This is a genomic window from Pseudomonas sp. H3_C08 (assembly GCF_054669455.1).
Window position 1 is genome coordinate 4,802,934 of the sequence record NZ_CP162803.1, and the last position, 17,964, is coordinate 4,820,897.

General features: G+C 60.5%; 24 protein-coding genes. 17 read left to right on the forward strand and 7 right to left on the reverse strand.

The window, feature by feature from the left end:
• The first annotated feature begins 90 nt into the window (after window positions 1–90).
• The 5 genes from AB4N74_RS21940 to AB4N74_RS21960 all read left to right on the forward strand — a co-directional run bounded on the left by AB4N74_RS21940 (window position 91) and on the right by AB4N74_RS21960 (window position 3,987).
• Window positions 91–663 carry a YqgE/AlgH family protein gene (locus AB4N74_RS21940; RefSeq protein WP_016985971.1) on the forward strand — a complete coding sequence of 191 codons (573 nt, stop codon included), beginning with the start codon at window positions 91–93 and terminating at the stop codon, window positions 661–663.
• A complete protein-coding gene (gene ruvX, locus AB4N74_RS21945) occupies window positions 663–1,100 on the forward strand; it encodes a Holliday junction resolvase RuvX (RefSeq protein ID WP_064589634.1) in 438 nt (145 codons plus the stop codon). The genes AB4N74_RS21940 and ruvX overlap by 1 nt, the downstream gene beginning before the upstream one ends.
• An 80-nt stretch (window positions 1,101–1,180) precedes the next feature.
• The gene (gene pyrR, locus AB4N74_RS21950) at window positions 1,181–1,687 is read left to right on the forward strand and encodes a bifunctional pyr operon transcriptional regulator/uracil phosphoribosyltransferase PyrR (protein WP_034153653.1); all 507 of its coding nucleotides are present in this window, start codon (window positions 1,181–1,183) and stop codon (window positions 1,685–1,687) included.
• Between the two features lie 27 nt (window positions 1,688–1,714).
• Entirely contained in the window at window positions 1,715–2,719 is a 1,005-nt protein-coding gene (locus AB4N74_RS21955; protein WP_007913665.1) for an aspartate carbamoyltransferase catalytic subunit, read from the forward strand.
• A complete protein-coding gene (locus AB4N74_RS21960; protein WP_093429839.1) occupies window positions 2,716–3,987 on the forward strand; it encodes a dihydroorotase in 1,272 nt (423 codons plus the stop codon). The genes AB4N74_RS21955 and AB4N74_RS21960 overlap by 4 nt, the downstream gene beginning before the upstream one ends.
• 93 nt (window positions 3,988–4,080) lie before the next feature.
• Here the strand turns inward: AB4N74_RS21960 and AB4N74_RS21965 are convergent, their stop codons facing one another.
• Complete coding sequence (locus AB4N74_RS21965; RefSeq protein WP_007913651.1) at window positions 4,081–4,512, reverse strand: NINE protein; 432 nt, start codon at window positions 4,510–4,512, stop codon at window positions 4,081–4,083.
• Window positions 4,513–4,760: 248 nt separating this feature from the next.
• Here AB4N74_RS21965 and AB4N74_RS21970 point away from each other — a divergent pair, with 248 nt between their 5' ends.
• Window positions 4,761–5,384, forward strand: coding sequence for a C40 family peptidase (locus tag AB4N74_RS21970; RefSeq protein ID WP_460097223.1), 624 nt, complete (start codon window positions 4,761–4,763; stop codon window positions 5,382–5,384).
• Window positions 5,385–5,535: 151 nt separating this feature from the next.
• Here the strand turns inward: AB4N74_RS21970 and AB4N74_RS21975 are convergent, their stop codons facing one another.
• Entirely contained in the window at window positions 5,536–6,570 is a 1,035-nt protein-coding gene (locus AB4N74_RS21975) for a type IV pilus twitching motility protein PilT (protein WP_041063525.1), read from the reverse strand.
• A 56-nt stretch (window positions 6,571–6,626) separates the two neighbouring features.
• Here AB4N74_RS21975 and AB4N74_RS21980 point away from each other — a divergent pair, with 56 nt between their 5' ends.
• The 10 genes from AB4N74_RS21980 to AB4N74_RS22025 all read left to right on the forward strand — a co-directional run bounded on the left by AB4N74_RS21980 (window position 6,627) and on the right by AB4N74_RS22025 (window position 13,749).
• Window positions 6,627–7,313: a YggS family pyridoxal phosphate-dependent enzyme gene (locus AB4N74_RS21980; RefSeq protein WP_460097225.1), complete on the forward strand. Its 687-nt coding sequence runs from the start codon at window positions 6,627–6,629 to the stop codon at window positions 7,311–7,313.
• Window positions 7,314–7,336: 23 nt separating this feature from the next.
• Window positions 7,337–8,155 carry a pyrroline-5-carboxylate reductase gene (gene proC / locus AB4N74_RS21985; protein WP_460097227.1) on the forward strand — a complete coding sequence of 273 codons (819 nt, stop codon included), beginning with the start codon at window positions 7,337–7,339 and terminating at the stop codon, window positions 8,153–8,155.
• Window positions 8,156–8,165: 10 nt separating this feature from the next.
• Window positions 8,166–8,756 (forward strand): YggT family protein, encoded by a 591-nt coding sequence (locus AB4N74_RS21990; protein WP_099757419.1) that lies wholly within the window; start codon window positions 8,166–8,168, stop codon window positions 8,754–8,756.
• Window positions 8,753–9,049, forward strand: coding sequence for a DUF167 domain-containing protein (locus tag AB4N74_RS21995; RefSeq protein WP_007913642.1), 297 nt, complete (start codon window positions 8,753–8,755; stop codon window positions 9,047–9,049). Before AB4N74_RS21990 ends, AB4N74_RS21995 begins: the two co-directional genes overlap by 4 nt.
• Before the next feature lie 330 nt (window positions 9,050–9,379).
• Window positions 9,380–10,519 (forward strand): homoserine O-succinyltransferase MetX, encoded by a 1,140-nt coding sequence (metX, locus tag AB4N74_RS22000; protein WP_460097229.1) that lies wholly within the window; start codon window positions 9,380–9,382, stop codon window positions 10,517–10,519.
• Between the two features lie 7 nt (window positions 10,520–10,526).
• Complete coding sequence (metW, locus tag AB4N74_RS22005; protein ID WP_008083798.1) at window positions 10,527–11,147, forward strand: methionine biosynthesis protein MetW; 621 nt, start codon at window positions 10,527–10,529, stop codon at window positions 11,145–11,147.
• A 26-nt stretch (window positions 11,148–11,173) separates the two neighbouring features.
• Window positions 11,174–11,608, forward strand: a complete 435-nt coding sequence (locus AB4N74_RS22010; RefSeq protein WP_099757420.1) for a DUF4426 domain-containing protein — start codon at window positions 11,174–11,176, stop codon at window positions 11,606–11,608.
• The gene (gene rdgB, locus AB4N74_RS22015; protein WP_008083802.1) at window positions 11,605–12,201 is read left to right on the forward strand and encodes an RdgB/HAM1 family non-canonical purine NTP pyrophosphatase; all 597 of its coding nucleotides are present in this window, start codon (window positions 11,605–11,607) and stop codon (window positions 12,199–12,201) included. Before AB4N74_RS22010 ends, rdgB begins: the two co-directional genes overlap by 4 nt.
• Window positions 12,198–13,403, forward strand: coding sequence for a radical SAM family heme chaperone HemW (gene hemW, locus AB4N74_RS22020; RefSeq protein WP_460097231.1), 1,206 nt, complete (start codon window positions 12,198–12,200; stop codon window positions 13,401–13,403). Before rdgB ends, hemW begins: the two co-directional genes overlap by 4 nt.
• A gap of 22 nt (window positions 13,404–13,425) precedes the next feature.
• Window positions 13,426–13,749, forward strand: a complete 324-nt coding sequence (locus AB4N74_RS22025; protein ID WP_007913629.1) for a DUF3392 domain-containing protein — start codon at window positions 13,426–13,428, stop codon at window positions 13,747–13,749.
• 130 nt (window positions 13,750–13,879) lie between these two features.
• Here AB4N74_RS22025 and trmB read toward each other — a convergent pair whose 3' ends face one another.
• From trmB to AB4N74_RS22045, 4 genes are all read right to left on the reverse strand, one after another.
• Window positions 13,880–14,605 carry a tRNA (guanosine(46)-N7)-methyltransferase TrmB gene (trmB, locus tag AB4N74_RS22030; RefSeq protein WP_123454329.1) on the reverse strand — a complete coding sequence of 242 codons (726 nt, stop codon included), beginning with the start codon at window positions 14,603–14,605 and terminating at the stop codon, window positions 13,880–13,882.
• A gap of 9 nt (window positions 14,606–14,614) precedes the next feature.
• On the reverse strand, window positions 14,615–15,409 hold the full coding sequence (locus AB4N74_RS22035) for a thiazole synthase (RefSeq protein ID WP_007913621.1): 795 nt from the start codon (window positions 15,407–15,409) through the stop codon (window positions 14,615–14,617).
• Window positions 15,410–15,469: 60 nt separating this feature from the next.
• Window positions 15,470–15,670, reverse strand: a complete 201-nt coding sequence (gene thiS, locus AB4N74_RS22040) for a sulfur carrier protein ThiS (RefSeq protein WP_122604433.1) — start codon at window positions 15,668–15,670, stop codon at window positions 15,470–15,472.
• 71 nt (window positions 15,671–15,741) lie between these two features.
• A complete protein-coding gene (locus tag AB4N74_RS22045) occupies window positions 15,742–16,122 on the reverse strand; it encodes a DUF423 domain-containing protein (protein ID WP_095049454.1) in 381 nt (126 codons plus the stop codon).
• Window positions 16,123–16,196: 74 nt separating this feature from the next.
• On the opposite strand from AB4N74_RS22045, the gene mtgA reads away from it, so the two are divergent.
• Window positions 16,197–16,919 carry a monofunctional biosynthetic peptidoglycan transglycosylase gene (mtgA, locus tag AB4N74_RS22050; protein ID WP_093429826.1) on the forward strand — a complete coding sequence of 241 codons (723 nt, stop codon included), beginning with the start codon at window positions 16,197–16,199 and terminating at the stop codon, window positions 16,917–16,919.
• Window positions 16,920–17,101: 182 nt separating this feature from the next.
• Here the strand turns inward: mtgA and rpoH are convergent, their stop codons facing one another.
• Window positions 17,102–17,956 (reverse strand): RNA polymerase sigma factor RpoH, encoded by an 855-nt coding sequence (gene rpoH / locus AB4N74_RS22055; RefSeq protein ID WP_003229146.1) that lies wholly within the window; start codon window positions 17,954–17,956, stop codon window positions 17,102–17,104.
• Window positions 17,957–17,964 lie beyond the last annotated feature (8 nt).

Below are 17,964 nucleotides of genomic sequence, written 5' to 3' on the forward strand. Positions count from 1 at the left end.
TTCGCGAGCAAGCTCGCTCCCACATTTGATCTGCGTTGTTCTCTGATCCTCAGCTTGTCAGTTTGCCCCTTCGACGCCACACTAGCGCACATGAAAAACGTCAGCCCCAGCTACCTCAAGCATCAATTCCTGATCGCCATGCCACACATGGCCGACCCGAACTTTGCCCACACCTTGACCTACATCGTCGAGCACACGGCCAATGGCGCTATGGGGATTGTGGTCAACCGGCCGCAAGAGCTGAATCTGGCCGACATCCTTGAGCAATTACGTCCGGACATCGACCCGCCAGCACTCTGCCAGCATGTGCCGATCTTCATTGGCGGCCCGGTGCAGACCGATCGCGGTTTTGTTCTGCACCCGGCGGGCAAGACCTTCCAGGCCACCGCGCAATTGGACGGTGATCTGGCCCTCTCGACCTCGCAGGACGTGCTGTTCGCCATCGCTGACGGCGTCGGCCCGGCAAAAAGCCTGATTGCCCTCGGTTACGCCGGTTGGGAAGCCGGGCAACTGGAAGCCGAACTCGCCGACAACGCCTGGCTGAACTGCCCGTACGACGCCGACATCCTGTTCAACACCAGCAGCGAACTGCGTCTGGAAGCGGCGGCCCGGCACTTGGGGATCAACCTCAGCCTGCTGACCAGCCAGGCAGGTCACGCCTGATGGCCCTGCGCCTGATTCTCGGCTTCGACTACGGCACCAAACAGATCGGCGTCGCGGTCGGCCAGGTGATTACCGGCCAGGCTCGTGAGCTGTGCACCTTGAAGGCACAGAACGGCGTGCCGGACTGGAACCAGGTCGAAGCCCTTATAAAAGAATGGAAACCCGATGCCGTTGTTGTCGGACTGCCGCTGAACATGGACGGCACCCCGAGCGACATGTGCGTACGCGCGGAAAAGTTTGCCCGCCGCCTCAATGGCCGCTTCAATCTGCCCTTCTATACCCACGACGAACGCTTGACCACGTTTGAAGCCAAAGGCGAGCGACTGGCCCGTGGCGGTCAAAAAGGCAGTTACCGCGACAACCCGGTGGACGCCATCGCCGCCGCTCTGCTGCTGCAGGGCTGGCTCGATGAAAACACTGCATTGTTTGAATCCTGACAAGCGCTTCGGCGCTTTTCTTTTGAGTGAAAAACCGAGTCGCGTCCAAGGATCCGACTCGCCCCCAACAAGGAGCAACCATGAGCCTGCCAAATCCCGCCGATCTGATCAGCCAGATGGCGACCCGCCTCAAGGCGCACCTTGCCCAGCGTGAAATCACTGAACCGCGTTACATCGGCATCCGCACCGGCGGCATCTGGGTCGCGCAGGCCTTGCTCAAGGAACTGGGCAGCGATGCGCCACTGGGCACGCTGGATGTGTCCTTTTACCGCGACGACTTCAGCCAGAACGGCCTGCACCCGCAAGTGCGCCCGTCCGCCCTGCCCTTCGAGATCGAAGGCCAGCATCTGGTGCTGATCGACGACGTATTGATGAGCGGCCGCACCATCCGCGCTGCCATGAACGAATTGTTCGACTACGGCCGCCCGGCCAGCGTGACCCTGGTCTGCCTGCTGGACCTCGACGCCGGCGAGCTGCCGATCCGCCCGAACGTGGTTGGCGCGACGCTGTCGCTGGCCGCACATGAACGGGTGAAGCTGTCCGGCCCCGAGCCGCTGACGCTCGAACTGCAAGACTTCAACCTTTAATCCGCCCTATTGAGAGTCCCCTTCGCGATGACGCCTCTAGATACCAAGCGCCCGCTGCAGCTCAATGATCAGGGCCAGCTGCGCCACTTCCTCTCGCTCGACGGCCTGCGCCGCGAGTTGCTGACGGAAATCCTCGACACTGCCGACTCGTTCCTCGAAGTCGGTGCCCGGGCGGTGAAGAAAGTCCCGTTGCTGCGCGGCAAGACCGTGTGCAACGTGTTCTTCGAAAATTCCACGCGCACCCGCACCACCTTCGAACTGGCGGCCCAGCGGCTGTCGGCGGACGTGATCACCCTGAACGTGTCGACCTCGTCGGCAAGCAAGGGAGAAACGCTGCTCGACACCCTGCGCAACCTCGAAGCCATGGCCGCCGACATGTTTGTCGTGCGCCACGGTGATTCCGGCGCCGCGCACTTCATCGCCGAGCATGTTTGCCCGCAAGTGGCGATCATCAACGGCGGCGACGGCCGTCACGCGCACCCGACGCAGGGCATGCTCGACATGCTCACCATCCGTCGGCACAAGGGCGGCTTCGAAAACCTCTCGGTGGCCATCGTCGGCGACATCCTGCACTCGCGGGTCGCACGTTCGAACATGCTCGCGCTGAAAACCCTCGGTTGCCCGGACATCCGCGTGATTGCGCCGAAGACCTTGCTGCCGATCGGCATCGAGCAATACGGCGTGAAGGTTTACACCGACATGACCGAAGGCCTGAAAGACGTCGACGTGGTGATCATGCTGCGCCTGCAGCGTGAGCGCATGACCGGCGGCCTGCTGCCGAGCGAAGGCGAATTCTACCGCCTGTTCGGCCTGACCACTGCGCGTCTGGCCGGGGCGAAACCGGATTGCATCGTCATGCACCCGGGGCCGATCAACCGGGGGGTGGAGATCGAGTCCGCAGTGGCCGACGGCCCGCACTCGGTGATCCTCAACCAGGTCACCTACGGCATCGCCATTCGTATGGCCGTGTTGTCCATGGCCATGAGCGGGCAAACCGCGCAGCGTCAATTCGAGCAGGAGAACGCCCAGTGAAGCTCAGCATTCTCGGCGCACGCGTCATCGACCCAAGCAGCGGCCTGGATCAAGTCACCGACATTCACGTTGAAGCCTGCAAGATCGTCGCCCTCGGCGCCGCTCCAGCGGGTTTCACGGCAGTAGAAACCATCGACGCCCAAGGCCTTGTCGCTGCTCCGGGCCTCGTCGACCTCAACGTTGCCCTGCGCGAGCCGGGTTACAGCCGTAAAGGCTCGATCATCAGCGAAACCCGCGCGGCCGCCGCCGGTGGCGTGACCAGCCTGTGCTGCCCGCCGAAAACCAAACCGGTGCTCGACACCTCCGCCGTGGCCGAGCTGATCCTCGATCGTGCCCGCGAGGCCGGCAACACCAAAGTCTTCCCGATTGGCGCCTTGAGCAAAGGTCTGGACGGCGAGCAACTGGCCGAACTGGTGGCGCTGCGCGACGCCGGTTGTGTGGCGTTCGGCAACGGTCTGGAGAGCTTCCGCAACACCCGCACCCTGTGCCGGGCGCTGGAATACGCGGCGACCTTCGACCTGACGGTGATATTCAACTCGCAGGATCACGACTTGGCTGAAGGTGGCTTGGCTCACGAAGGCGCGGTGGCCAGTTTCCTTGGCTTACCGGGGATTCCGGAAACCGCTGAAACCGTGGCCCTTGCCCGTGACCTGCTGCTGGTCGAGCAGACCGGCGTACGTGCGCACTTCAGCCAGTTGACCAGCGCTCGCGGTGTTGCCCTGATTGCTCAGGCTCAGGCCCGTGGCCTGAAGGTGACGGCGGACGTGGCGTTGTATCAGCTGATTCTGACCGACGAAGCGCTGATCGACTTCAGCAGCCTGTACCACGTGCAACCGCCGCTGCGCACCCGTGCGGATCGCGATGGTCTGCGTGAGGCAGTGAAATCCGGTGTGGTCACGGCGATTTCCAGCCATCACCAGCCGCACGAACGCGACGCCAAACTGGCGCCATTCGGCGCGACCGAGCCGGGCATCAGCAGTGTTGAGTTGCTGTTGCCGCTGGCGATGACGTTGGTTGAGGATGGGTTGCTGGATCTGCCTACCTTGCTGGCGCGTTTGAGCGCTGGCCCGGCTGAAGCGCTGCGTCTGCCGGCGGGCAAACTGGCAGTGGGTGGTGCGGCGGATATCGTGCTGTTCGATCCGCAGGCTTCGACGGTGGCCGGTGAAGGCTGGTTGTCGAAGGGTGAGAACTGCCCGTTCATTGGGCACACTTTGCCGGGTGTGGTTCGCTATACGCTGGTGGATGGGCGGATCAGTCACCAGGCTTGATACCGCGTCGCCCCATTCGCGAGCAGGCTCGCTCCCACATTGGATCTGTGAACGACACAAATCCCCTGTGGGAGCGAGCCTGCTCGCGAAGCTTTACTGGAAGGCGCCTCTGCCTTCGGCGTTACGCACCGAGACCTGATCATTCAGCGTCCAGAAGTCATACAGCACCCCCAGAAAGAACAACCCGCCTGTCAGCAGATAGATCAGCCCACTGATCCACTTGCCCTGATACATCCGGTGCACACCCAATGCTCCGAGGAACGTCAGCAGAATCCACGCCACGTTGTACTCGATCGGCCCTGCGGTAAAACGCAGATCCGCCTCGCGATCCATCGCCGGGATCAGAAACAGGTCGATCAGCCAGCCAATACCCAGCAAACCGAAGGTGAAGAACCAGATCGTCCCGGTCACCGGTTTGCCGTAATAGAAGCGGTGAGCACCGGTAAAACCGAAAATCCACAGCAGATAACCGATGATTTTGCTGTGCGTATCTTGCTGCTGAACAAATTGTTGATAGGGGTTCATGAAGACCTCGATTCACACGATAGATAAATATTCTTGAATTCTTTGTGACTTTTTTACAGGTAGCCGACGTACGGCAAATGTTACCGTTGCTACCGTCAAAGCCTTATAGCACCTGACTTCTGTCCGACAATTGCGTCCATTTGCCGCTTATTTGGTTCCGTTGGCCTCCAACTGAATCGACCAACGGACTCGGAATGAAAAAAAACTCTGTTATAAAGTTGCGCGCTATCACTAAAGAGCCACGCCTAATGCGACCATTTTTCAAGACATGGCTAACCATCTGCCTGTTAATGCCACTGGCCGCCCACGCCACCAATCGTGAGCAACGTCTTCCTAACGTTAACGGCTTTACCCCTAAATCCCATGCTTCGGCTCCCTCGAGCAAAAGCAGCAAAAGCAAAACCACCACGCTGAGCAGCAAAAGCCAAAGCAAGCTGGTGCCACCGATGGCGAGCAAGGAAAGCAGCAATGTGCTGAGCCGTGCGGTGAACGTCCTCGGTACCCCTTATCGTTGGGGCGGCAGCAGCCCAAGTAAAGGCTTCGATTGCAGCGGTCTGGTGAAATACGCTTTTAACGACGCCACGTTCGACCTGCCACGCACCTCCAACGCCATGGCCAGCGGTCACGGCGAGAAAGTCGAGCGCAAGGATCTGAAGCCGGGCGACTTGATTTTCTTCAACATCAAGAGCCGTCGGGTCAACCATGTTGCCATCTACCTGGGCAACGATCGCTTCATCCACGCTCCGCGTCGTGGCAAAGCGGTGAGCATCGATACGTTGAACAAGCCGTATTGGGAACAGCATTACGTAGTTGCCAAGCGAGTATTGCCGAAAGAGCCTGCAAGCAAGCAGATGCGCGTCGTTCAACGCTGAGCTGACTGACCCGCAACGGGTATCGCCAGCACTGACCTCTTCGCGAGCAAGCTCGCTCCCACAGGTGAAAGCATTCCAATTGAAGGAATGCAATCAATTGTGGGAGCGAGCTTGCTCGCGAAAGGGCCGGCTAGAACACCGAAAATCTCCCTCAAAAATTATCCGGCGTCCGCGCCTTCTCCCGCGCATGTTCGCGGCTGATCAAGCCCTTGGTCACCAGTTCCTTCAGGCACATGTCCAGTGTCTGCATGCCCAACGACCCACCCGTCTGAATCGCCGAATACATCTGCGCGACCTTGTCCTCGCGGATCAGGTTACGGATCGCCGACGTCCCCAACATGATCTCGTGCGCCGCCACCCGCCCGCCGCCGATCTTCTTGATCAACGTCTGCGAAACCACCGCCAGCAACGACTCCGACAGCATCGAGCGCACCATCGACTTCTCGTCACCGGGGAACACGTCGACCACGCGGTCGATGGTTTTCGCCGCCGAGGTGGTGTGCAGCGTGCCGAATACCAAGTGCCCGGTTTCGGCTGCGGTCAGCGCCAGGCGAATGGTTTCCAGGTCACGCATCTCACCGACCAAAATTACATCCGGGTCTTCACGCAGTGCCGATCGCAACGCAGTGGCGAAACTGCGGGTATCACGGTGGACTTCACGCTGATTGATCAGGCATTTGCGCGATTCGTGAACAAACTCGATCGGATCTTCGATAGTCAGGATGTGGTGATGCCGGTGGGTATTGAGGTAATCGATCATCGCCGCCAGCGTGGTCGATTTGCCGGAACCGGTCGGCCCGGTGACCAACACCAGACCGCGCGGCGCATCGGTGATCTTGCGGAAGACGTCGCCCATGGCGAGGTCTTCCATGCTCAGCACTTTCGACGGAATCGTACGGAATACGGCGCCGGCGCCACGGTTCTGGTTAAAGGCGTTAACCCGGAAACGCGCGACACCCGGCACTTCGAAAGAAAAGTCGGTTTCCAGATGTTTCTCGAAGTCGACCCGCTGGGTGTCGTTCATGATGTCGTAGATCAGTTCGTGCACTTGCTTGTGATCCAGCGCCGGCAGATTGATCCGCCGCACGTCGCCATCGACGCGGATCATCGGCGGCAGACCGGCCGACAGGTGCAGGTCGGAAGCTCCCTGTTTGGCGCTGAAGGCCAGCAGTTCAGTGATATCCATAGCGCTCCTCAATTCCAGTAGAATGCCGCGAACCTTCCGACCGCTGGCGCCTCTTGATGTCCACGATAGCAGACAACATCCAACTGGTTAGTTCGCGCATCCAGGCAGCGGTAACAGCTGCAAACCGCGCTGAAAACAGCGTCCAGCTGCTCGCGGTCAGCAAGAACAAACCCGCCCAGGCCCTGCGCGAAGCATATGCCGCCGGCCTGCGCGACTTTGGTGAGAACTACCTGCAGGAAGCCCTGGGCAAACAGCTCGAACTGGCCGACCTGCCCTTGAGCTGGCACTTCATCGGCCCCATTCAATCGAACAAGACTCGTGCGATTGCCGAGCATTTCGACTGGGTGCACTCCGTGGATCGCCTGAAAATCGCTCAACGCCTGTCCGAACAGCGCCCGGCCGAGTTGCCGCCGCTGAACATCTGCATTCAGGTCAACGTCAGCGGCGAGGCGAGCAAGTCCGGCTGCACCCCGGCCGACCTGCCGGCATTGGCCGCGGCCATCAACGCCCTGCCACGCCTGCAACTACGCGGCTTGATGGCAATTCCCGAGCCGACCGAAGATCGCGCCGAGCAAGACGCGGCCTTCGCCGCCGTGCAGAAATTGCAGGCCAGCCTCGATCTGCCGCTCGACACACTGTCCATGGGCATGAGCCACGACCTCGAGTCGGCCATTGCCCAAGGCGCCACTTGGGTGCGTATCGGTACGGCCCTGTTTGGTGCCAGAGATTATTCCCAGTCTTGAACGATTCCAGATAAGGACCACACATGAGCAACACACGTATTGCGTTTATCGGTGCGGGCAACATGGCGGCCAGCCTGATCGGCGGCCTGCGCGCCAAGGGCCTGGAAGCCGCACAGATCCGCGCCAGCGACCCGGGTGAAGAAACCCGCGCCAAAGTCAGTGCCGAACACGGCATCGAAACTTTCGCCGACAACGCCCAGGCCATCGACGGCGTCGATGTGATTGTGCTGGCAGTCAAGCCACAGGCGATGAAAGCCGTGTGCGAGGCGATTCGCCCAAGCCTGAAACCGAATCAACTGGTGGTCTCCATTGCCGCTGGCATCACTTGCGCCAGCATGACCGCCTGGCTTGGCGAGCAGCCAATCGTGCGCTGCATGCCCAACACCCCGGCACTGCTGCGACAGGGCGTCAGCGGTTTGTGCGCGACCAGCGAAGTGACCGCCGAGCAGCGTCAGCAAGCCGAAGAGCTGCTGTCCGCCGTCGGCATTGCCCTGTGGCTGAACGAAGAGCAGCAACTCGATGCGGTCACCGCCGTCTCCGGTTCCGGCCCGGCGTACTTCTTCCTGCTTATCGAAGCCATGACTGCTGCTGGCGTCAAACTGGGTCTGCCAAAGGACATCGCCGAGCAACTGACTCTGCAAACGGCGCTGGGCGCGGCACACATGGCCGTCTCCAGCGATGTCGATGCTGCCGAACTGCGTCGTCGCGTGACCTCGCCAAACGGCACCACGGAAGCTGCAATCAAATCATTCCAGGCCAATGGCTTCGAAGCCCTGGTCGAAACCGCACTCGGCGCCGCCGCGCACCGCTCGGCCGAAATGGCCGAACAACTGGGCAAATAAGGAGCCTTACATGATTGGATTGAACACCGCAGCGGTTTACGTGCTGCAAACCCTCGGCAGTCTGTACCTGCTGATCGTGCTGCTGCGCTTCGTGCTGCAACTGGTACGGGCGAACTTCTACAACCCGCTGTGCCAGTTCGTGGTCAAGGCGACCCAGCCGCTGCTCAAGCCACTGCGCCGGATCATTCCGAGCCTGTTTGGTCTGGACATGTCGTCGCTGGTGCTGGCGATTCTGGTGCAACTGGCGCTGATGGCGTTGACCCTGCTGCTGACTTACGGCACCACCGGCAACCCGCTGCAACTGTTTATCTGGTCGATCATCGGCGTGACCGCACTGTTCCTGAAGATCTTCTTCTTCGCCCTGATCATCAGCGTGATTCTGTCGTGGGTTGCGCCGGGCAGCCACAATCCCGGCGCTGAGCTGGTCAACCAGATCTGCGAGCCGGCGCTGGCGCCGTTCCGCAAGTTCCTGCCGAATCTTGGCGGTCTGGACCTGTCGCCGATCTTCGCCTTCCTCGCGCTGAAACTGATCGACATGCTGGTGATCAACAATCTGGCGGCGATGACGATGATGCCGGAAATCCTGCGCTTGCTGATGTGAGCTGGTTCCGTTGGGACGGTGACGACTTGATCCTCGAGTGTCACCTGCAACCGGCAGCCCGCAGCGATGACTTCGCCGGGCTGCACGGTGATCGTTTGAAGATTCGCCTGACTGCACCGCCGGTCGAGGGTAAGGCCAATGCTTATCTGATGGGCTTTCTGGCCAAGGCGTTTGGCGTTTCCAAGAGCCAGGTCAGTTTGCTCAGTGGTGAGCTGAACCGGCAGAAGCGGGTGAAGATCTGCTCGCCGAAGAAGTTGCCGGATTTGCCTGGGTTGGTTGGGCGCTTGTCTTGAGTTTGGCGGCGTCTGTACCCCTCACCCCAGCCCTCTCCCCCTGGAGAGGGAGCCGATCTATGGTGTTTTCAAAACTTGAGTTCGACTCGATATCTCACGTCGGCGTATCTCGAACATCCTCCCCCATCAGTCCCATCTCCCTCCAGGAGAGGAACCTGATTTGGCTGGTTTTCAGGACCTGAGTTCGACTCGACAGATCAGGTCGGTGTAGCTCAAAAGAACACCTCGATCAGTCCCCTCTACCTCTGGGAGAGGGCTAGGGTGAGGGCCGCTTGCCGCTAACCCCCCCGGTCTTTAGACTTACGCCTCATTTCAACGAGAGCAGGGTCGATGCCAACTGCCTTTCCCCCCGATTCTGTTGGTCTGGTGACGCCGCAAACCGCGCACTTCAGCGATCCGCTGGCGCTGGCCTGTGGCCGCTCGCTGGCCGCCTATGACCTGATCTACGAAACCTACGGCACGCTGAACGCGCAGGCGAGCAACGCCGTGCTGATTTGCCATGCCTTGTCCGGCCATCACCACGCTGCCGGCTATCACAGCGTCGACGACCGCAAACCCGGTTGGTGGGACAGCTGCATCGGCCCGGGTAAACCGATCGACACCAACAAGTTCTTCGTGGTCAGCCTGAACAACCTCGGCGGCTGCAACGGCTCCACCGGCCCGAGCAGCGTCAACCCGGAGACCGGCAAACCGTTTGGTGCCGATTTCCCGGTGCTCACCGTGGAAGACTGGGTGCACAGCCAGGCGCGGCTGGCCGACCTGCTCGGCATCCGCCAGTTCGCCGCAGTGATCGGTGGCAGTCTCGGCGGCATGCAGGCGCTGCAATGGACCATCACTTACCCGGATCGTGTGCGTCACTGCCTGGCCATCGCCTCGGCACCGAAGCTGTCGGCACAGAACATCGCCTTCAACGAAGTTGCGCGTCAGGCGATCCTCACCGACCCGGAATTCCACGGCGGTTCGTTCCAGGAAGCAGGTGTAATCCCCAAGCGCGGGCTGATGCTGGCGCGGATGGTCGGCCACATTACTTACCTGTCCGACGATTCGATGGGCGAGAAATTCGGCCGCGGCCTGAAGAGCGAGAAGCTCAACTACGACTTCCACAGCGTCGAATTCCAGGTCGAAAGCTACCTGCGTTATCAGGGCGAAGAGTTCTCCGGACGCTTCGACGCCAACACCTATCTGTTGATGACCAAGGCACTGGATTACTTCGATCCGGCGGCGAACTTCGACGATAACCTGGCGAAAACCTTTCAAAACGCCACGGCCAAGTTCTGCGTAATGTCGTTCACCACCGACTGGCGCTTCTCTCCGGCCCGCTCGCGGGAATTGGTGGATGCGCTGATGGCGGCGCGCAAAGACGTCAGCTATCTGGAAATCGACGCACCGCAGGGCCACGACGCCTTCCTGATTCCGATCCCGCGCTACTTGCAGGCGTTCGGCAATTACATGAACCGCATCACGTTGTGAGAAAGCCATGAGAGCTGATCTGGAAATCATCCAGGAATGGATCCCCGCCGGCAGCCGCGTCCTCGACCTCGGTTGCGGTGACGGCGAGCTGCTGACCTGGCTGCGCGACAACAAGAATGTCACCGGTTATGGCCTGGAAAACGACGCCGACAACATCGCCGAGTGCGTGGCCAAGGGCATCAACGTCATCGAGCAGGATCTGGACAAGGGGCTGGGCAACTTCGCCAGCAACAGTTTCGACATCGTCGTCATGACCCAGGCCCTGCAAGCCGTGCACTACCCGGACAAGATCCTCGACGAAATGCTCCGGGTCGGCCGCCAGTGCATCATCACTTTCCCGAACTTCGGCCACTGGCGCTGCCGCTGGTATCTGGCGAGCAAGGGCCGCATGCCGGTGTCCGAGTTTCTGCCGTACACCTGGTACAACACACCGAACATTCACTTCTGCACCTTCGAAGACTTTGAAGAACTTTGCCGCGAACGTGATGCGAAGGTCATTGATCGGCTTGCCGTGGATCAACAGCACCGTCACGGGTGGGCCAGTAAGCTATGGCCTAATCTGTTAGGTGAGATCGGTATCTACCGCGTCAGCAGCCCGCAGCTTGCAGACCACAAAGTCGCGGTCTGAATCCCGTCATTTCGAGGAGCACGATCATGGGTCGTTTAGCGTTGTTGTTATTGACTGCCTGCCTGAGCGCCAGCGCCATGGCGGCCGACGTCATCAAGGGCGAGCGCCAGGAAACCTTTGGCGACGTCACGGTGCACTACAACACTTTCAACTCGACGTTTCTGACGCCGGACATCGCCAAGGCAGCGGAGCTGATCCGCAGCAAAAATCAGGGCGTGATCAATGTCTCGGTGATCAAGGACGGCAAACCACTGATCGCCAACGTCACCGGCATGGTCAAAGACCTGACCAGCCAGAGCGTGCCGCTGAATTTCCGCCAGATCACCGAACAGGGCGCGATCTACTACATCGCCCAGTACCCGGTGGAGCAGCAGGAAACCCGCACCTTTGAGATCAAGGTGCAGAACGGCGACAAGATCAACACCATCAATTTCAACCAAGAACTCTTTCCCGGCGAATGATGAACATCAAGCAGCTCGTACTGGCCAGCCATAACGCCGGCAAACTCAAAGAACTCCAGGCCATGCTCGGCGAATCGGTGCAACTGCGCTCGATTGGCGAGTGGAGCAAGGTCGAGCCGGAAGAAACCGGTCTGTCGTTCGTCGAGAACGCGATCCTCAAGGCGCGTAATGCCGCGCGCATTTCCGGGTTGCCGGCGCTGGCCGACGACTCCGGTCTGGCGGTGGATTTCCTTGGCGGTGCGCCGGGCATCTATTCGGCGCGTTATGCCGACGGCAAGGGCGATGCGGCGAACAATGCCAAATTGCTCGATGCACTGAAAGATGTGCCGGAAGCCGAGCGCGGTGCGCAGTTCGTCTGCGTGCTGGCATTGGTGCGTCACGCCGATGATCCGTTGCCGATCCTCTGCGAAGGCCTGTGGCACGGACGCATCCTGACGGCCGCCAGCGGCGAGCACGGTTTCGGTTATGACCCGCTGTTCTGGGTGCCGGAGCGTGATGTGTCCAGCGCCGAACTGAGTCCGGCCGACAAGAACCAGATCAGCCACCGCGCCCGTGCAATGGATCTGCTGCGCCAGCGTCTGGGCCTGAAATGACCCGTGACTCTTCTGCGCCGTCGCTGATTGTCGGCGGCGCCGCTTCTTCGCCTCGGGCACCGCTGCCAACGCTGCCGCCCCTGGCGCTGTACATCCACATCCCGTGGTGTGTGCGCAAATGCCCGTATTGCGACTTCAACTCGCACACTGCCAGCCCGGTGTTGCCGGAGCAGGAATACGTTGATGCGCTGCTGGCCGATCTCGATCAGGATCTGCACGCCGTGTACGGTCGTGAAATCAGTTCGATCTTCTTTGGTGGCGGCACGCCGAGCCTGTTCAGCGCCGAAGCCCTCGGGCGGCTGCTGGAAGGCGTCGAACAGCGGATTCCGTTTGCCGACGACATCGAAATCACTCTGGAAGCCAATCCCGGCACCTTCGAGCAAGAGAAGTTCGTCGCCTATCGCAAACTGGGGATCAATCGCCTGTCGATCGGCATCCAGAGCTTCCAGCAGGAAAAGCTCAAGGCGCTGGGGCGGATTCACAACGGTGACGAAGCGGTACGCGCGGCCGGTATGGCGCGGCAGGCCGGGTTCGATAACTTCAACCTCGACTTGATGCACGGTTTGCCCGATCAATCGCTGGACGATGCCTTGAGCGATTTGCGCCAGGCCATCGCGCTGAATCCGACGCACATTTCCTGGTATCAACTGACGCTGGAACCGAACACGGTGTTCTGGAACCAGCCGCCGGTGCTGCCAGAAGACGACACACTGTGGGACATTCAAGAGGCCGGGCAGGCGTTATTGGCCGAGCACGGTTATGCACAATACGAAGTGTCGGCTTATGCCCAGGCCGGGCGCCCGGCGCGGCATAACCTCAATTACTGGAGCTTCGGCGACTTCATCGGCATTGGCGCGGGTGCGCATGGCAAGCTCAGCCATCCGGACGGGCGCATCGTGCGTACCTGGAAAACCCGTTTGCCGAAGGACTATCTCAACCCGACAAAAAGCTTTCAGGCCGGCGAGAAAGCACTGACCAACGACGAGATGCCGTTCGAGTTTCTGATGAACGCTTTGCGCCTGACCGCAGGCGTCGAATCGCGCCTGTATCCTGAGCGCACCGGGCTGTCGCTGGAAAGCCTCGCTGAAGGCCGGGCAGCGGCAGAACAAAGCGGTCTGTTGCAGGTCGAACCGTCACGTCTGGCGGCCACCGAGCGCGGACAGCTGTTTCTCAACGACTTGCTGCAACAATTTCTGACCTGACTTCAGTCCCAAGGGAAAACGCATGGATTTGATACTCGACCTGCTCGCCACCGTCTCCCGCTGGAGCCGCAGCAACCTCTCGGAAATCGCCCTGGCGCTGGTCGGCTGCCTGCTGGTGCTGTTCGGCGCCGACTTCAAAGGCTGGGTTGAGCAACGCCTGGGCAGCATCGCCGGCGCCCTGCGCGTGCCATTGATGGCGCTGCTCTGCGTGATCGGCAGCGGTGCGGCGCTGATCTATGCAACGCCTTGGGTTATCAAGGGTTTGAGCCAGTTCAACAACTACAGCCTGGCGCCAGTCCTGCTGGTGGTGCTGGTGCTGATCGGCGTCGTCGCCGACCGCCGCTGATCTTTCAGCACACCCAAAACGACTGTAGGAGTGAGCCTGCTCGCGATTGCGGTCTGACATTCAACCTCTTCGGTGACTGTCACCCCGCAATCGCGAGCAGGCTCACTCCTACATTTTTACCGCGTGATGCTTAGGACTGTTTTTCGAACTTCAGGTCCCACACGCCATGGCCAAGACGTTCGCCGCGGCGTTCGAACTTGGTGATCGGGCGTTCGGCCGGGCGTGGTACGCACTTGCCGTCTTCGGCGAGGTTGCGATAGCCCGGGGCGACGTTCATCACTTCCAGCATGTACTCGGCGTACGGTTCCCAGTCGGTGGCCATGTGCAGAATGCCGCCAACCTTCAACTTGCTGCGCACCAGTTCAGCGAACGAGGCCTGAACGATACGACGCTTGTGGTGGCGGCTCTTGTGCCACGGATCCGGGAAGAACAGCATCAGGCGATCGAGGCTGTTGTCGGCGATGCAACGGTTGAGCACTTCGATCGCGTCGCAATCGTAGACCCGCAGGTTGGTCAGGCCCTGAGTCAGCACGCCATTGAGCAGCGCGCCGACACCCGGACGGTGAACTTCCACACCAATGAAATCCTGATCCGGTGCGGCCGCAGCCATTTCCAGCAGCGAGTGGCCCATGCCGAAACCGATCTCCAGCGAGCGCGGTGCCGAACGGCCGAACACTTGATCGTAATCCACCGGCGCGTCGGCCAGCGGCAGCACGTACAGCGGCGCGCCCTGATCCAGACCGCGTTGCTGGCCTTCGGTCATGCGCCCGGCGCGCATCACGAAGCTCTTGATGCGGCGGTGTTGGCGCTCGTCGCCTTCTTCCGTCTGGACAGGCGTGTCGTTCGATTCAGTCATCAATGGCTCTTACTTGATCAGACCATCCAGCGGCGAAGAGGCGCTGGCATAGAGTTTTTTCGGCATACGGCCAGCGAGGTAGGCCAGACGGCCTGCAACGATGGCGTGTTTCATGGCTTCAGCCATCATCACCGGCTGCTGGGCGTGGGCGATGGCCGAGTTCATCAGCACCGCATCGCAACCCAGTTCCATGGCGATGGTCGCATCGGACGCAGTGCCGACACCGGCATCGACCAGCACAGGGATTTTGGCTTCTTCGAGGATGATCTGCAGGTTGTACGGGTTGCAGATCCCCAGACCGGAACCAATCAGACCGGCCAGCGGCATGACCGCGATGCAGCCGATTTCCGCCAGTTGGCGTGCGATGATCGGATCATCGCTGGTGTACACCATCACGTCGAAGCCTTCCTTGACCAGCGTTTCTGCGGCCTTAAGGGTTTCGATGACGTTAGGGAACAGGGTCTTCTGGTCGGCCAGCACTTCCAGCTTCACCAGATTGTGACCATCGAGCAGCTCACGGGCCAGGCGGCAGGTGCGCACGGCTTCGATGGCGTCGTAGCAACCGGCGGTGTTCGGCAGGAAGGTGTAGCGCTCCGGCGACAGCACGTCGAGCAGGTTCGGCTCGCCTTCGATCTGGCCCAGGTTGGTGCGGCGCACGGCGAAGGTGACGATCTCGGCACCCGAGGCTTCGATGGCCTGACGGGTTTCTTCCATGTCACGGTACTTGCCGGTACCGACCAGCAAACGCGACTGGTAAGTACGACCGGCCAGCACAAAAGGCTTGTCGCTACGAACGATGCTCATGGGGAATCCTCTTTAGGAGTGAGGGTCTTGCAGAATTCTGTGCCCTTGCAGACCTGGCGATCAGCCGCCGCCGATGGCGTGTACCACTTCGACGTTGTCGCCGTCGTTGAGGGTGGTGTCGGCATGCTGGCTGCGCGGGACGATATCCAGATTGAGTTCGACTGCCACTCGACGTCCAGTCAGTTCCAGACGAGTGATCAGGGCCGCAACGGTCTCGCCGTCGGGCAGTTCAAGGGATTCGCCGTTCAACTGAATGCGCATGCGTAACGCCGCCATCATTTTTAGGGGCTGGCATTCTAGCCCGATCATGACCTAAAGGTCAGCACCAAGCGTCAAGCGGTTGGTTGCAAGCGCCAGGCGGCGAGGCCCAGGCATAGCCAGCCAATCAGGAACGCCAGGCCTCCAAATGGGGTGATGATGCCGAGCTTGCTGATGCCGGTGGTGGTCAGCACGTACAGGCTGCCGGAGAACAGCAGGATGCCAATAGTGAATGACACGCCGGCCCAAGTGACCAGTCGGCCCTGAATCTGCGTGGCCAACAGCGCCACACCGAACAACGCCAGAGTGTGCACCAATTGATAGGTGACGCCGGTATGGAAGATCGCCAGATACTCGGGTGTCAGGCGGTTTTTCAGGCCATGGGCGGCGAATGCACCCAAGGCGACCCCGGTGAAACCGAAAAAAGCGGCCAGCATCAAAAAGCCACGCAGCATTGGGAACTCCAGTCAGACGCGATCGGCAGGGTCTGTATAATGGCCCGCTCCACCGGTTCGGCCAAGCCATCTCTATGCTGCGTACTATTTTCCGTCGTCTCACGAAGGCCCTGCTCTGGTTCGCGGGAGGCAGCGTCTTGCTGGTGCTGGTGTTTCGCTTCGTGCCACCGCCGGGCACGGCGTTGATGGTCGAGCGCAAAGTCGAATCCTGGGTCGATGGCGAGCCGATTGACCTGCAACGTACCTGGAAGCCATGGGACGAGATCTCCGATGACCTCAAAGTCGCGGTCATGGCCGGTGAGGATCAGAAGTTTCCCGAGCATTGGGGCTTTGATTTCAGTGCGATCCAGGCAGCGTTGGCCCACAACGAGCTTGGCGGGTCGATTCGCGGCGCCAGCACCTTGAGCCAGCAGGTGTCGAAAAACCTGTTTCTGTGGGCCGGCCGCAGCTATCTGCGTAAAGGCCTGGAGGCGTGGTTTACCGCGCTGATCGAGGTGTTCTGGCCCAAGCAGCGGATTCTTGAGGTGTATCTCAACAGCGTCGAGTGGGATGACGGGGTGTTTGGCGCCGAAGCCGCAGCCCGCCATCACTTTGGTGTGAGCGCGAAGTCGTTGTCGCGGCAGCAGGCGAGTTATCTGGCGGCTGTTCTGCCCAACCCTCGGGTGTGGAGCGCTAGCCATCCGACCGCTTATGTCTCGCGCCGGGCCGGGTGGATTCGTCAGCAGATGAGTCAGTTGGGTGGGGATAGTTATCTGTTGGGGCTCAACGATTCCCGCCGCGCACCTTGGTCTGAATAACGCTGAAGATCCCCTGTGGGAGCGAGCTTGCTCGCGAATGCGGTGGATCATCCAGCAGTGGCGGTGACTGACACTCCGCTTTCGCGAGCAAGCTCGCTCTCACATGGGTTTTGTGTGAAGCCGGAAATGAAAACGCCCCGATCATCGCTGATCGGGGCGTTTTTTTATTGCCTGCTCGCCGGTTATGCGGCGATCGACAACTTGAGCTTGTTCATCGCGCTCTTCTCGAGCTGACGGATCCGCTCGGCCGACACGTTGTACTTCTGCGCCAGGTCGTGCAGCGTGGCTTTCTCTTCGGCCAGCCAGCGCTGGTAGAGGATGTCGCGGCTACGTTCGTCCAGCACTTCCAGCGCTTCGTGCAGGTTGTGATTGGAGTTGTCGCTCCAGTCGGCATCTTCCAGTTGACGCGCCGGGTCGTACCGGTGGTCTTCCAGGTAGTTGGCCGGCGACTGGAAAGCGCTGTCGTCGTCGGCTTCAGCAGCCGGGTCGAAGGCCATGTCATGGCCGGTCAGGCGACTTTCCATTTCGCGCACTTCACGCGGCTCGACGCCGAGGCTTTCCGCCACACGGTGGACTTCCTCGTTGTTCAGCCACGCCAGACGTTTTTTCTGGCTGCGCAGGTTGAAGAACAGCTTGCGCTGGGCCTTGGTGGTCGCGACTTTCACAATGCGCCAGTTGCGCAGGATGAACTCGTGAATTTCCGCCTTGATCCAGTGCACGGCGAACGACACCAGACGCACACCCATTTCCGGGTTGAAGCGCTTCACAGCCTTCATCAGGCCGACGTTACCTTCCTGGATCAGGTCAGCCTGAGCCAGACCGTAGCCGGAATAGCTACGGGCAATGTGTACGACAAAACGCAGGTGGGCGAGCACCATCTGCCGAGCCGCCCCCAAATCCTGCTCATAGTAGAGACTCTCGGCCAGTTCACGCTCCTGCTCCGGCGTCAGCAATGGAATGCTGTTGACGGTGTGCACGTAGGCTTCCAGGTTCGCACCCGGAACCAACGCATACGCAGGTTGCAAAGAATTGGTCATACGAAAAA